Origin of the sequence: Hathewaya limosa (genome assembly GCF_030815255.1) — a bacterium.
Lineage (GTDB): Bacteria > Bacillota > Clostridia > Clostridiales > Clostridiaceae > Hathewaya > Hathewaya limosa.
Genome location: NZ_JAUSWN010000030.1, coordinates 1 through 16,081, shown reverse-complemented (window position 1 = coordinate 16,081; position 16,081 = coordinate 1). Strand labels below are relative to the sequence as shown.

11 protein-coding genes are annotated in these 16,081 nt (G+C 27.8%); all 11 read left to right on the top strand.

The features are described from left to right. The first annotated feature begins 34 nt into the window (after window positions 1-34). The 11 genes from QOZ93_RS12860 to QOZ93_RS12810 all read left to right on the top strand — a co-directional run bounded on the left by QOZ93_RS12860 (window position 35) and on the right by QOZ93_RS12810 (window position 15,979). Window positions 35-3,670, top strand: coding sequence for an Ig-like domain-containing protein (locus QOZ93_RS12860; protein WP_307357054.1), 3,636 nt, complete (start codon window positions 35-37; stop codon window positions 3,668-3,670). Between the two features lie 164 nt (window positions 3,671-3,834). After that, window positions 3,835-4,641, top strand: a complete 807-nt coding sequence (locus tag QOZ93_RS12855; RefSeq protein ID WP_307357051.1) for a DUF4430 domain-containing protein — start codon at window positions 3,835-3,837, stop codon at window positions 4,639-4,641. A 35-nt stretch (window positions 4,642-4,676) separates the two neighbouring features. After that, window positions 4,677-5,555 (top strand): energy-coupling factor transporter transmembrane component T, encoded by an 879-nt coding sequence (locus tag QOZ93_RS12850; RefSeq protein WP_307357048.1) that lies wholly within the window; start codon window positions 4,677-4,679, stop codon window positions 5,553-5,555. Next, entirely contained in the window at window positions 5,537-7,222 is a 1,686-nt protein-coding gene (locus QOZ93_RS12845) for an ABC transporter ATP-binding protein (protein WP_307357045.1), read from the top strand. The genes QOZ93_RS12850 and QOZ93_RS12845 overlap by 19 nt, the downstream gene beginning before the upstream one ends. After that, window positions 7,192-7,896: an ECF transporter S component gene (locus tag QOZ93_RS12840; protein ID WP_307357041.1), complete on the top strand. Its 705-nt coding sequence runs from the start codon at window positions 7,192-7,194 to the stop codon at window positions 7,894-7,896. Before QOZ93_RS12845 ends, QOZ93_RS12840 begins: the two co-directional genes overlap by 31 nt. A gap of 134 nt (window positions 7,897-8,030) precedes the next feature. Beyond that, window positions 8,031-9,413: an MATE family efflux transporter gene (locus QOZ93_RS12835; protein WP_307357038.1), complete on the top strand. Its 1,383-nt coding sequence runs from the start codon at window positions 8,031-8,033 to the stop codon at window positions 9,411-9,413. 229 nt (window positions 9,414-9,642) lie between these two features. Next, window positions 9,643-10,365 carry a hypothetical protein gene (locus QOZ93_RS12830; RefSeq protein ID WP_111941136.1) on the top strand — a complete coding sequence of 241 codons (723 nt, stop codon included), beginning with the start codon at window positions 9,643-9,645 and terminating at the stop codon, window positions 10,363-10,365. Window positions 10,366-11,117: 752 nt separating this feature from the next. Then, a complete protein-coding gene (gene nuoE, locus QOZ93_RS12825; protein WP_111941138.1) occupies window positions 11,118-11,606 on the top strand; it encodes an NADH-quinone oxidoreductase subunit NuoE in 489 nt (162 codons plus the stop codon). A 6-nt stretch (window positions 11,607-11,612) separates the two neighbouring features. Then, window positions 11,613-13,502, top strand: a complete 1,890-nt coding sequence (locus QOZ93_RS12820) for an NADH-quinone oxidoreductase subunit NuoF (protein WP_307357034.1) — start codon at window positions 11,613-11,615, stop codon at window positions 13,500-13,502. Window positions 13,503-13,520: 18 nt separating this feature from the next. Beyond that, window positions 13,521-15,254: an NADH-dependent [FeFe] hydrogenase, group A6 gene (locus QOZ93_RS12815; RefSeq protein ID WP_307357032.1), complete on the top strand. Its 1,734-nt coding sequence runs from the start codon at window positions 13,521-13,523 to the stop codon at window positions 15,252-15,254. Between the two features lie 311 nt (window positions 15,255-15,565). Beyond that, window positions 15,566-15,979, top strand: coding sequence for a hypothetical protein (locus tag QOZ93_RS12810; protein ID WP_307357029.1), 414 nt, complete (start codon window positions 15,566-15,568; stop codon window positions 15,977-15,979). Window positions 15,980-16,081 lie beyond the last annotated feature (102 nt).

Sequence of the window (16,081 nt, the reverse complement as noted above, 5' to 3'; positions counted from 1 at the left end):
ACAAATATAATTTTATAAATGAGAAGGAGAAGTTATGAATAGACAAAAACAAAGAATATTAGCAATATTTTTAGTATTTACTATGGTTTTTATAAATATTTTTAGTAGTATTTCTATAGTTAACGTTTTTGCAAAAGAAAAAAATATAAATGAGTTATTAGAGAGTGAGATAAATGAATGCAAAAATAATTTAACAAAAAATGGAAAAAGTACTTTTTTAGATCCAAGTACAATAGCTTTTGGATTGAGGAGGGCAGGGGTTATACCTTGTGACATAGAAAAAAACTATGATATTTATACTAATGGAGATTTTTATAATTTTACAAGGAATATAATAGGAATTATAGCATCAGGTAACAACCCTAGAAACTATAAAAATATAGATTATGTATCTAAGACACTTAAAGAAATAAAGGATATTTACGATTGTGAAAAACCAGAACGTCTTGTTAAGGCAATATTAGCTTTAGATATGGCTGAAGCTAAATATGATCAAGAAAGAGCTATAAGAAAATTAATTAACATGTTAAATGATGAAGGTGGTAAGTTGGTGCTTGGAGTTACGGAGGAAGAAGATGATGGATTTGGAGAGTTTGAAGAAGTATTCAAACCTAATGTAGGAGCCACTGCATTATCTTTAGTAGTACTAGCTAATCATAGAGAAATATCCGGTGTAGAAAAAGCTATACAGGGAATAAAAAGTTATTTTAAAGATAACCAAAATAAAAAGACAGGATTTATACAAGATTTTTGTTTTGGTGATCAGGAAGATAGTACTGTAGTTACTTCTAGATTGATACAGGGACTAGTGGCACTTGGTGAAAATCCATTAAAATCAACAGAATGGAATATCAATGGGAAAAATCTATTAGAAATATTATTATCAGCAAAAGCAGAAAAGGGATTTAAGGCCAATAGTAAAGCATCTGGAGATGGAGCGGAAATAAATACGAAAGAAGTACTTATTGCACTTACAGATTTAAAAGAAGATAATTCAGGATATTTAACTTTAAAATATACATCAAAATTAGAACCTTTTAAGATAGATCTTGGTGATATTCTAAAAGAAATAACTGTAGGAGATAGTTTTCAGGTAGAGCCTAAAGTTTTTGATAAGGACAATCTTCTTATAAAAGATGAGGAGCTAGGTTGGGAAATTTCAAATGATGATATAGTACATCTAGAAAATGGAAAGTTTCAATCTAAAAAAGTAGGAAAAACAAATGTTAAAGTCTATGTTAAATCTAATAAAGATATTAGTGCAACTTTCACAATTAATATAAATAAAAATTGTGGATTAAATGAAAAACAAAAAGAAATAATTAATAAAGAAATAGAGATTTTGAAAAAACACTTTGAGGCATATGGCTCTTATGAATTTTTAGCATCACCGGCTGCTAATATAGCTAATGTTGATAAGAACATCATTGAAGATAAAATTTATGAATACCAAAGCTTAGATTCAGTATTTAATTTATCAAGAAGTGTAATTGCGTTAATAGGTGCCGATCTAAATCCAAGAAATTTTAAAGGTGTTAATTGTGTTGATCAGCTAATAAAGTATGAGATGTCAATTGGAGATAGTAAGGGACAGTTTATAAATACTTATAGTAGTGATAAAGATAGAGCGGATATTTTATCATATTGTATTTTAGCTTTAGATATGGCAGGAGCTAAATATGATAATGAATCGGCAGTTAAAGCACTAGTAAAATTAGTGAATAATGAAGAATATAAGAAGGTTATAGGATATGAAGAAGCAAGAGTCGAGGGGATTATATTAACAGCTCTAGCTAATTATAAAGATGTAGATGGGGTAAAGGATGCTATTAATAAACTTATAACTTTTTTAAAGCAAAAACAGAATGAAGATGGAGGATTTAATTTAGGCAATGGATATTTTAAAAACAATCCTGTTGCTACAAGTAGTGTAATTCAAGGACTTATATTAAATGGAATAAATCCATTAACATCTACAGAATGGATCAAAAATAATAAAACAATGTTAGATTCCTTGATGATGTCTAAGTATTCTGGTGACGATAAGCCAATTAACTGGGGATTTTCTAAAAGTGATGAGAAATTAGGATTAGATTATAAATCAACTTATTATGTATTCGCTGCATTAACTGACTTAGTTGAAAATGAATCTATGTTTAATAGATTAAAAAAGGATACACCCACTATAAATTTAGGTGAAGCTAGTGATATAAAAATTAATTCTATACAAAAGGATAAACTTCTAATTGGGGATCAACTTGCATTGAAAGCCAATGTATATGATAAAAATAAAAATTTATTAATTAATAGTAATATTGTTTGGGAGAGTTCCGATAATTCTAAAGCAACAGTTCAAGACGGATTAGTTAAAGTGTTTGGAGCTGGTACGGTTAATATTATAGCTAAGGTCAATACTTCAAGTGAAGAAATCAAAGATAGTATACAGTTAAATTTATTTAAAAATGAAGTTAAAAAAATTAATATTATACCTGAAAAATCACGATTAAGAGTAGGGGAGAAAGTATCTGTAACTAGTGAAGTTATAAATACCTTAGATGAAGTTCAAAGTGGAAAAGTAGTTAACTGGAAAAGTAGTAATGAAAAAGTAGTAAAAGTTTATAATGAGAAAAATGAGATTGAAGGTATAGCACCAGGAAAAGCAGAAATTATAGCAATTGTAGATGGAGAAAAAGTAAGACAAGCTATTGAAATAGTTGTAGTTGATCAACATAGTTGTGATATTAACGTAAGAATTGAAGGACTAAATAAAACTTTATATGATGAAGTTTTAAATTATAATTTTGATACAGAAACAACACCGTTAGAAATTCTAAGACAGGCTGTTGGAGAAAAAAATATTGAAGGAAAAAAACAATTAGGTATGGGATATTTTATAACTTCAATATTAGGAGAAACTCAAAAAACTGAAGCAGGTTGGTGCTATTATGTAGTTAGAAATAATGGCAATATAGAATCACCAACTGTGGGGGTTGATGCATTTAAACATATGTCTAAAGATAAAGGTATATGTGATATCAAAGAATTAGTATTCTACATGTCAACGTATACAGATGAAGATGTATTGACAGTAATACCTAAAATTAAAATAGAACAAAAAGAAAATAAGTTTATATTTGAAGTGAAAAATGCTTTAAAAAATAAAGCAATAGAAGGAGTAACTTTTGCCGTTGATGGTTTAGGAAAATTTAAAACCGATAAAGAAGGAAAAGTAATTATAGACTTAGATAAAAAGCAAGAGTATTTAATTAAGATATTTAAAGGAAATGATAATCCGGAAGTAGTAAGACAAACGCTTAAAGTTACTAGTCCAGGTAAAGAAAAAACAAATGAAGAATTGAAAAGTAAAGTTGTAGTAAAAAACATAAATAAAGTAACAAAAGTTGAAAATAATAAAGAAATAAAAAATGTTATACAAGTTAGTAATTGTAAAGAACAAAAACAAGAAGTTACAGTTATAGAAGTATTATATGATGAAAATGGAAAAGTTATAAAGTTGGATAAAGTTTCTAAGATTTTCGAAAGAAATGAAAAAGGAGAATTAGAAACAAAATTAAATATTCCAAGTAAAGGTAAATATACAGTAAAAGTATTTGTATGGGATACTGTAGAACAATTAACTGAATTATGTGATACTATTCACTATAAATAATTAGTATAAAAAATATCTTTTTATAACAAATAACTAATTAAAATCTAATTTATAAACGATATATATAATAAGCATACAAACAAGCAAAATATTTTATTAAAAATTTTGCTTGTTTGTTATGTTTAATTATAAATTCATTATAAGATGAAGGGGGAGATATAATAATGAAAAAAAAGCTGTTTAATATTTTATTAATGTTTATTTTAATTTTTTCTTTTGTAGCCTGTGCACCAAAATCAGATTTACCTAACATTGGGATAAAGGGAGAAAAAAATGTAACCAAAACCAATAAAGATATAAAAAATAATGACTCTAAGAATAATAATTCAGTAAATAAAGAAAGCGAATCTAAACAAGAAAATAAGATTAAGACATCTAAAGAGGAAAAGTCTACGAAAAGTAGTGATAAAAAATCTACTGAAATAAAAAAAGAAATTAAGAAAAATGTAGTTAAGGATTCAAAGAATAAATTAATAGATAAAAATTTAAAAGATGACTCTAATAAAAAAAGTATTAATAATAGTAAAGAAACTAAAAAAACTACAAATATTAATAAAAATATTAAAGAAAAAAGTAAAGAAAAAAATAATATATGTACTATTTCTATTGAATGTAGAACAGCTATAAATAAAGGGGTAAATAAAAAAGATGGTTTTACACACCTTCCATCAAATGGAATAATATTACCTAAAATGAAGATTTCAATAAAAGATGGGGATACAGTATATGATGTATTACACAAGGTAATAATGCAAAAGAAAATTCACATGGAATTCTCAGGAGGAGGACAAAGTATATATATTAAAGGCATCGATAACTTATATGAAATGGATTGTGGTGATTTAAGTGGATGGAAATATTGTGTAAACAATTGGTATCCTAATTATGGGTGTGGGGCATATAAAGTTAAATCAGGTGATGTAGTTGAATGGAAATATACTTGTGATTTAGGAAAAGATTTAGGACAATAAAAAAGTTATTACGTTAAAGGAGAGAAAAATTGGTAATGAACAGTGTTTTTTCAGATTATCATCCTATAGTTAGCTTTTCTTATTTTACCATAATAATAATTTTTACAATGATATTTAAACATCCAATATTTATAGGTATTTCTTTAATAAGCGCTATAGTTTATGCATTAATTCTAAATGGCAAAAAAGCTTTAAAACTTAATATTCTATTTGGGTTACCTATGTTTATTATGATAGCAATTGCTAATCCTATTTTTTCTCATAAAGGGGCTACTATACTGTTTTATTTAAGAGGAAATCCAATAACTTTAGAATCTATAATGTATGGCATAATTTCTGCGTCTATGATGCTTTCTATAATAATGTGGTTTAATGTATATAATGTAATAATAACGTCTGATAAGCTTATATATATTTTTGGAAGAATAATGCCTTCTATTGCTTTAATGATAAGTATGACATTAAGACTAATACCAAAATTAGTACATCAAACTAAAGTTATAACGGAGACACAGAGAACTGTGGGACTAGATTGTAATAGTGGAAAGCTAATGGTGAAAGTTAAAAGTTGTATGAGAGTACTATCTATTCTAGTTACATGGGCATTAGAAGATGCAGTTCAAACCGCCGATTCTATGAAGGCAAGAGGATATGGATATGGTAAAAGAACTACTTTTACCATTTTTAAATTTACTAAACAAGATGGAATTATGTTAAGCTTTATAATTTTAGTAGTTATAATTTGTTTCATAGGATATGGTGTTGGAATTGGGAATTTAAGGTTTTACCCTACAATGGCTCGTATCAAGTTCGATAAATTATCTATATTAATGTATATAGCATTTCTTATAATAAATAGTTTGCCTATCTTTTTAGAATTAAGGGAGGAAATTAAATGGAAGTCATTAAAATAGAAAATCTTAATTTTTCATATCCAAATCAAAATAAAAAATCCTTAAAAGATATAAATTTAAATATATTAGAGGGAGAATTAGTGCTTATATGTGGACAATCGGGGTGTGGTAAGACAACATTATTAAGACACATAAAACCCGAACTTACACCCTTTGGAGATAGACAAGGCAATATTAAATATTATGGTAGAAATATATATGAATATGATGAATTAAAAACTTCTTGTGAAATTGGATATGTCATGCAAAATCCAGATACTCAAATAGTTACAGATAAGGTATGGCATGAACTTGCTTTTGGATTGGAAAACATGGGAATGGATTCTCCTACTATAAGAAGAAGAGTTGCAGAAATGGCAAGTTATTTTGGAATCCAAACTTGGTTTAGAAAAAATATTAACGAATTATCAGGAGGACAAAAACAATTATTGAATCTAGCTGCAATAATGGTTATGCAACCTAAATTACTTATCTTAGATGAACCTACATCTCAACTTGACCCTATAGCTTCAAAAGATTTTTTAGATACTATATTTAAAATAAATAGGGATTTAGGAACAACTATTATAATAACTGAACATCAGCTAGAAGATATATTTCCTATATCAGATAAAGTTGTAGTCATGGAAAATGGAGAGATATTATGTTGTGCTAATCCTAAAGACGTAATTAAAGAATTAGGTATAAAAGATAAAGAACAAAAAATATCTAAATCTTTACCAACACCAGTAAGAATATATAAAGAAATTGAATTTGGAGATGAATGTCCTCTTACTATAAGAGAAGGAAAAAAATGGATCAACAAGATTATAAATAAAGATTTTTTTAAAGCAAGTAAAATTAAAAAAAATGAAGTTTTAAAAGGAGAAGTAGCAATTGAATTAAAGAATGTTTGGTTTAGATATGATAAAATTTGTGAACCTATTTTAAGAGATGTTTCACTTAAAGTATATAAAAATGAGATTTATTCTATACTTGGGGGTAATGGAGCAGGAAAGACTACTACATTGTGCATTATGTCTAATCAACTAAAGGCAATTAAAGGTAAGATATTAATTAATAATAAAGATATAAATAAGTTTAAAGGAGGAAGTTTATTTAAAGAAAATATGGCTGTACTTCCTCAAAATCCACAATCTTTATTTGTTTTTAATACCCTAAAGGAAGATTTGTTAGAAATTTATACTTATTCTAAATTGAATAAAGAGGAAAAGATAAAAAATGTTATGGAAATATCTGAACAATTTGGAATAAAACATTTGTTAGAGCAACATCCATATGATCTTAGTGGAGGTGAACTGCAAAAGGCAGCAATGGCAAAAATAATGCTTTTAAAACCTAAAATTCTATTATTAGATGAACCGACAAAAGGTTTGGATGCTTATTCAAAAGAAGAAATAGGGGAATTGTTAATAAAATTTAAAAATAAAGGTATGTCTATTATAATGGTAACTCATGATATAGAATTTAGTGCAACATATTCTGATAGATGTGCATTGTTTTTCGATGGAAATATTGTATCAGAGGATATTCCAAAAATATTTTTTGCAAATAATAATTTTTATACTACTGCCGCTAATAGGATGATAAGACATATTGTAAGTGATGCAATAACTTGTGAGGATGTGGTAAAGATATGCAAAACAGTAAGATTGGTAAAAGATTAAAGATATCAACTATTTTTATATTAGTCATTTTTCCATTATTATTATTGTTATATTCATTATATGATAATAGAAATTACGCTTTAATTAGTATTATATTTATAGTCTTATCAATGTTGCCTTTTTTTATGTTATTTGAAATGAAAAAACCAAGAGCAAGAGAATGGGTACCACTTGCAGTAATGGCTGCTATAGCAGCTATAGGGCGTATTGTTTTTGCCCCTATACCTAGCTTTAAACCTACAACAGCTATAATAATAATAACTTCAGTTGTTTTTGGACCAGAATCAGGATTTTTAACAGGTACTATTACAGCTATAGCGTCTAATTTATTTTTTGGACAAGGGCCTTGGACTCCTTGGCAGATGTTTGCTTGGGGGACTATAGGATTTTTAGCAGGAGTATTATCTAAATTCAAGATATTAAATAAAAGATGGAAGTTATGTGTTTATGGAATGGTATCAGGTTTCCTTTTTGGTTGGATAATGAATATTTGGGCCGCTACAGGTTTTATTAATGAAATTTCCTGGAAAATGTTTGCTATGCTATATGTCTCAAGTTTTTGGTTTGATTTTACACATGGAATAGCTACTGTTGTATTTCTATATTTATTATCTGAATCTTGGATAGCCAAGTTAGAAAGAATTAAAATGAAATTTGGATTAATTGAAAGATAAATAAGCAATTCATAATATGTTAACTTATAATCTATTAAAATGAGTTTATAATTTAGAATGAATATATTAGAATAATATATTGTGGTATTAAATTATATAATAATTTTAAAATTAGAATATAAGGAGATGAAAATATGGCTAGCAATACTACAGATTTAGGAAAAGAAAGAGTAGGTAAGTTGCTATTCAAATTAGCTACACCTGCTATTATTGCACAATTAGTAAATGTACTATATAACATAATTGATAGAATATTTATAGGTAGAATACCCAATGGTGAAATAGCTATGGCAGGTGTAGGAGTTGCTTTTCCAATTATAATGATAGTATCTGCCTTTAGTGCACTTATTGGTATGGGAGGTGCACCCTTAGCAGCAATTAAAATGGGGAAAGATGATAATAAAGGTGCTGAAAAAATATTAAGTAATAGTTTTTCAATGTTAATAATATTAGCTGTAATTTTGACAACTATATTTTTGATTTTTAAAGAACCAATTTTATGGGTTTTTGGTGCAAGTAATGCAACAATAGGTTTTGCAAATGATTATTTAACAATCTATCTTATAGGAACAGTATTTGTTCAAATTGCATTGGGAATGAATCCATTTATTAATACCCAAGGATTTGCAAAAACAGGAATGATAACAGTAATGATAGGGGCCTTAATAAATATAATATTTGATCCTATATTTATTTTTAGTTTTAATATGGGAGTTAAAGGAGCTGCTATTGCTACAGTATTAGGACAATGTGTATCGGCAATATGGGTTTTATTTTTCTTATTTGGGAAGAAAAGTACCCTAAAAATTAGAAAAAAATATTTAATGCCTAATACAAAAATAATGTTAACAATTATGGCCTTAGGAATTTCTCCATTTATAATGCAAGCTACTGAAAGTTTGGTATTAATAACAATGAATAATAAATTACAAATGTATGGAGGCGATTTAGCAGTAGGGGCTATGACCATAATGAGTAGTATTATGCAAATAGTAATGCTTCCACTTATAGGATTATCTCAAGGAGCTCAACCAATTATAAGTTATAACTTTGGCGCTAAAAATTTAGAAAGAGTAAAGAAAACATTTAAGTTATTAATTACTTTATGTATTGCATATACGACTATTATGTGGGCTGGACTTATGATATTCCCAAAAGTATTTGTAGGAATATTTAATAATAAACCTGAGTTAGTACAAATCACATCATGGAGTATAAGAATATACTTTGCAGGTATTTTCCTGTTTGGAGCACAAATAGCATGTCAACAGACTTTTTTAGCACTTGGACAAGCTAAAATTTCTTTGCTATTAGCATTACTTAGAAAAATAGCATTATTGATACCATTAATTTTTATACTTCCTATGTTTATGAAAGATAGATTACAAGGTGTTTTAACAGCAGAGCCAGTTTCAGATATATTGGCAGCAATTACTACTATAATATGTTTCATTGTGTTTTATAAGAAACATCTAAAAGAAGTACTGGAAGAAAATTCAGATACACAAGGCATATAATTTTTTTTGCAAAGTAAATGAACAATCATTCATAAGAGTACAAATAAAAAACATCATATAATTATGATGTTTTTTATTTGTAAAATTCTATTTATATAAAATAAAAAAACCTAAAGAAATATATTTTTCTACTAATATGTACAAATATCAACAGTATTTCATAATATAATATTGAGGTAAAATACAGCTTGAAAATAAACAAGTATAAACTTTAGAATTAGAGGCAATCATGATTAATAATAAAATTGAGGATTGTGATAGTTTGAACCAAAGAAAAACAGAAATTTTAATGAGAACAAAGGATTTTACCATATATTATGATGAAAAGTATAAGGTAAGAATTAAAATGAAGAATGAGGAAATGAAGGATATAGTAGATGTAGAAAGAACAGTAATGGAAATCAATAATTTACCATTGAATAGCAATATAAGAAGAAATTATGGACAAGATATCGCAAATATCTATAAAATTGCATATTTAAGCGGAAATGAAGAAGCAATAAAAATGGGAAAAGAATTAAAAATGCATTTAGAATACAATCTTATAGTGTACAAAAAAATTCAATTTATTTTGCCATGTGTTATATTTACAATAATATCAATTTTATTAGGTAGCTTTTTAGAATTTATGTCACAGGAATTAGCTTATTCGTTAATATATGGTCCTATTGGAGGAATATTATCTATAGCCGTTAATCAAAATCAATTGAAGATAGACTATAAAGTAGAAAATAAAATAATGATAATAGAAGCAGTGAAAATGATGGCTTTATCTGTTATTATGGCACAGATAGGATTTATAGCTATTAAATCACAGATGATTTTTGGCGATATTGATTTTGATAAAAATAATTATAAATTGTTTTTAAGTTTAATAATGTTTGGATATAGTCAAAATTTTATACCAAATCTTTTAGATAAATTAGGAAGTACCTTAGATAAAAAGAAATAATAAAAATTATTAGACAAAGAGTGATTAGATTATCTCTTTGTCTTTTTCATTTAGATAAATTTTATAAATAAAAAAATATTCATGACCAGTTAAAGAAAAAACTAACAAAGGTTAATGGTCTAAATATAGTAGAACAATAAAAATAAAAAGGCATAAAAAATATAAATGTTAACAAAATGTAAATTTTAATAAAAATAAAATTTAACAAAGCACTATAAGAAATTGTATTAATAATTATAAGTGAAAATATGAAATACTTTTATCTAAACAAATAATAAGTAGGAAATTGAAACTTTATGAAATTTATTAGAATAAAAATTTCACAAATAATCTAACAATATAGTATATTTTCATAGTACTACTTAAAATAATAAAAGTATAAATCATTTATAATATTTAAGATTTAAAGTTAATTGTTAAAAAAATAGCAATAATATACGAAAAAAAATACATAATATGGCTAATTATATATTTTTTTAAAGTTAGACTTATATAATTTAAGAATAAAACACAAAGCAAATTAACAAATATTCAAAAAAGTGATATAATAGAGAAAATTGTAGTTTTCGTATCTGAATAAAAAGATTACAAAGAAAAACTTTAATAAAATTAAATTTTAATTTAAAATAAAGTTAAACTATACAGTTGGAAATCAATTTAAGCTAAATTTAAACAAAATAAATTTAAAACTGTTAAAATTTAATCAGTGATTAATTTAAAATCAGTTAGTTTATAGGAAGAAGGGATAAAAAGTGTGTAATGGCTGTAAAGAGTGTTTAAAATTTAAAGAGTTACAAGAATTTATTGAAGAACAAGATCAAAACAATAAGGAATCAGCGTTAATAGCTGTTTTACATAAGGCTCAAGGATTATATGGATATTTAAGTGAAGAGGTTCAAGAGTTTGTAGCAAAAAAATTAGAAATTCCTATTTCTAAGGTTTATGGAGTGGTAACTTTTTATTCTTATTTTACTACAGAACCAAAAGGTAAATATGTTATTAGTGTATGTACAGGTACAGCTTGCTTTGTTAGAGGTGCTGGGGACATCCTTGATGAGTTTAAGAAAAAGCTTGGCATAAAAGAAGGACAAACTACTGAAGATGGTCAATTTACTTTAGATGTATTAAGATGCGTAGGAGCATGCTCTATAGCTCCAGTAGTACTTGTTAATGATAAAGTATATGGTTATTTTGAAAAAGAACAAGTAGACCAAGTTCTAAATGAATTTAAGGAGAGATAATGACTTATGGATAGAATAGCTAATTATAAAAGTTTGTTAGAAATTAAAGATAAGTATAGTGAACTTGTTAAGTCAAGATACAATAATGAAAATGTTGAACACAACAAAGATATAAAAGAAAGACAAATTTTAATATGTGGTGGACCTGGGTGTAAATCAGCTAACTCATATAAAATTATGGAAGCACTAAATGAACAATTAAGAAAATATGGACTAGCTGAATCAACTAAAGTTGTCATGACTGGATGTTTCGGATTTTGTTCAGAAGGCCCAGTAATGGAGATTGTCCCTGATAACGTTTTCTATGTAAGAGTTTCACCAGATGATGCAGAAGAAATTGTTAAAACTCATATACTTGGTAATGAAGTTGTTGAAAGACTTTTATATGAAGAGCCTGAAACTAAGCAAAGAATTAAGAATAAAAATGAAATTCCGTTCTATAAGAAGCAAGTTAAAATTGCATTAAGAAATTGTGGAGTTATAGATCCTGAAGATTTTGAAGAGGTTTTAGGAACAGGTGCATATACAGCACTTGGTAAAGTTCTAACTGAAATGACTCCTCAAGAAGTTGTTGATGAAATAACAGAATCAGGATTAAGAGGAAGAGGAGGCGGGGGCTTCCCAACAGGCAGAAAATGGCAAACTGCTTTACGTGCAGCAGGAGATGTAAAATATGTTATTTGTAATGCTGACGAAGGAGATCCAGGTGCATTTATGGATAGAGCTATCCTAGAAGGAGATCCACATAGTGTTCTAGAAGCTATGGCTATTTGTGGATATGCTACAGGTTCACATGAAGGATTTATCTATATAAGGGCTGAATATCCACTAGCTGTTGAAAGATTAAGAATTGCAATGAAACATGCTAAAGAAGTAGGTTTATTAGGTGAAAATATTTTAGGTACAGGCTTTGATTTTGATATAAAAATTAAATATGGTGCAGGAGCTTTTGTTTGTGGAGAAGCTACAGCACTTGTTCACTCTATAGAAGGTTCAAGAGGAGAACCTACTATGAAACCACCTCGTACATCAGAAAAAGGATTATGGAAGAAACCAACTTGTGTAAATAACGTTGAAACTTTTGCAAATATTGCTGCCATAATTAATAAAGGTGCTAAATGGTATAGTTCAATAGGAACTGAAAAATCTGCAGGTACTAAAGTATTTGCTTTAGCAGGTAAAATAAATAACGTAGGTCTTGTTGAAGTACCTATGGGAATTCCACTAAAGGATATAATTTATGAAATTGGTGGAGGAATAAAAGATGATAAGAAGTTAAAAGCTATTCAAACAGGTGGACCATCAGGTGGATGTATTCCAGAAGATTACATAGATATACCTATTGAATATGATACTTTAACTGATATAGGATCAATGATGGGGTCTGGTGGAATGATAGTACTAGACGAAAGTAACTGTATGGTTGATGTTGCTAAATTCTATTTGGAGTTTACTGTAGATGAATCTTGTGGTAAGTGTACACCTTGTAGAGTAGGTAATAAGAGACTTTTAGAATTATTAAACAAAATAACAGAGGGTAAGGCTACTGAGGAAGATTTAGAGAATATGGAAAATCTTTGTCATGTTATAGCAGATACTTCACTTTGTGGATTAGGTGTATCAGCTCCGAATCCTGTTTTAAGTACACTTCAATATTTTAGAAATGAATATGAAGAACACGTTAAAAATAAACATTGTTCAGCAGGAGTTTGTAAAAGTCTTTTAGCATATGAAATTACTGATTCTTGTATAGGGTGTACAAAATGTGCAAGAAGTTGTCCGGTAGGATGTATAGATGGTAAGGTTAAAGAAAAACATGTTATTGATACAGAGAAGTGTATAAAATGTGGTGCTTGCTTTAATGCTTGTCCGGTTAAAGCCATAACAATTAAGTAGCATAGGGGTGAAAGAAAAATGGATATGATTAATTTAGTTATAAATGGTGAAAAAGTAGAAGTAGAAAAAGGTACATCTATATTAGATGCTGCTAAAAAAATAAACATAGATATACCAACCCTTTGCCACATGTATATGGGTAATGACAACACAAGAAATTGTAAAGGTACTTGTAGAGTCTGTGTGGTAGAGCAAGAAGGAAAAGGAAAGTTAATACCATCTTGTTCTGTAGCAGCATCAGAAGGTATGGTTATTAAAACACATTCTCCAAGAGTTATAAATACTAGAAGAACTATAGTAGAACTTTTATTATCAGATCATCCGCAAGATTGTTTAAAATGTGAAAAGAATGGAAATTGTGAACTTCAAAAGCTAGCAGGTGATTTAGGCGTAGATAGAAATAGATATAAAGGTGAGATATCAGAGTACGGAATAGATGATAGTTCTAAGGTAATAGTTAGAGATATGGATAAATGTATTCTTTGTAGAAGATGCGTTACAATGTGTAATGATGTTCAAAAAGTTAATGCATTAACACCAGTAGATAGAGGATTTGATTCAGTTATAAGTACATTCTTTAAGAAACCTTTAAAAGACTCAGAATGTACTTATTGTGGACAATGTATAGCTGTATGTCCTACTGGAGCTTTAAGAGAGGCAAGAGATTATGATAAGTTATGGAGCGTATTAGATAACAAAGATAAGTTTGTTGTTGTTCAAACAGCTCCTGCAGTAAGAGTTGCTTTAGGCGAAGAATTTGGATTAGAAGTTGGTACAAGCGTAACTGGTAAAATGGTTGGAGCATTAAAGAAATTAGGATTTGATGCAGTTTATGATACAAACTTTGCAGCTGACTTAACAATTATGGAAGAAGCTACAGAACTTGTGGAAAGACTTGAAAATGGTGAAAATCTTCCTCTTATAACTAGTTGTTGTTCAGCATGGGTTAACTTTATAGAAAAGAAATATCCAGAGTATTTAAATCATTTATCAAGCTGTAAATCTCCTCAACAAATGTTTGGAGCAATGGCAAAAACTTATTTAGCTAAAAAGTTAAATAAGGATCCTAAAGATATAGTAGTAGTGTCAATAATGCCATGTGTTGCTAAAAAACATGAAGCAAGAAGAGAAGAAATGGGTAGAGATGGAATTCAAGATGTAGATATAGTTATAACAACAAGAGAGTTCTCTACTATGCTTAAAGAAGCAGGATTAGATTTAAGGAAAATGAAAGATGCAGAGTTTGATAATCCATTAGGACAATCTAGTGGTGCCGGAACAATATTTGGTACTACAGGAGGAGTTACAGAAGCGGCTTTAAGAACAGCTTTTGAGTGGGTAAATGGCAAAACTCTAGAAAATGTTGAATTTAAAGAGGTTAGAGGATTTACTGGTATTAGAGAGACAACAGTAAAATTAGATGGTAAAGATGTAAATGTAGCTGTAGCAAATTCTCTTGGAAATGCTAAAATAATTATGGATCAAATCGCAGAAGGAAAATCAAAATATCAATTTGTAGAAATAATGGCATGTCCAGGTGGATGCATAAATGGTGGAGGACAACCATTTATCAAAGCCGATACTGAAATGATTAAGAAGAGAATGGAAGGAATCTATTCAGAGGATTCAAATAAAACTATTAGAAAAGCACATGAAAATCCTATGATTAAACAAGCATATGATGAATTCTTAGAAAAACCTAATAGTAATAAGGCACATGAGTTATTACATACTCATTATACAGCAAAATAATATATAAAGTTATTACCGTAACTATTATATAGATGCAATAAAACCTATCGCTTTTGTGATAGGTTTTATTGTATTTATTTTTATGTTTTAATAGATCGAACTTTGGAAAAAAGTTAACTGGGAATTCAATATATACACTGAATAATTAGGGTTATGTTAATATATGTTAAAACAATGTAATACTTTTAGTATAAAAATAAGAACATAGATGAATTTTAAAATAAATAGATTATTAGAAGGAAAAGAATGATATAATAGACATATTGTCATTAATAATGATAAAAATAATAAAAGTAAAGTGAGAATATAACATGAGAAATTCTAATTTAGAAAAAACAATAGTAAAAATGGATAATGATATCGCAGCTTTAAATTTAGTTAAGAAATATTTATCTAATACAGAAGAAATTGACACTGTAAGAGATGACTTAAATAGAAAAAGACAATTATTAGCTAACGAATTATATAGTGAAGATTATAAAAGTTATGATGAATGTTGTGATATTATAAGGGAAATGCTAGATAACAAGTTATATAAAGATGATCAATTTAAATTACTTGAAACTATAAAAGAGGTTTATGGTAGACAATCTCCAAATGTAAGTAAAAAAGGTGGAGGCTTGAATGCGTGGTTAAAAGAACTTGATATCCAATGTACATGGGTTAAAGACGATGAAAGTGATTGGGATATACTTATTATAAGTGGATTCGGGTTACATAAGTAAAATAAATGGGGCTGTCGCATTAGCATAAAAATTTATACTAACGCGGCAGCGTTTTTTTGTGTTTTATAGAAAATTTAATAATATTTTACCTTCTATAAGATT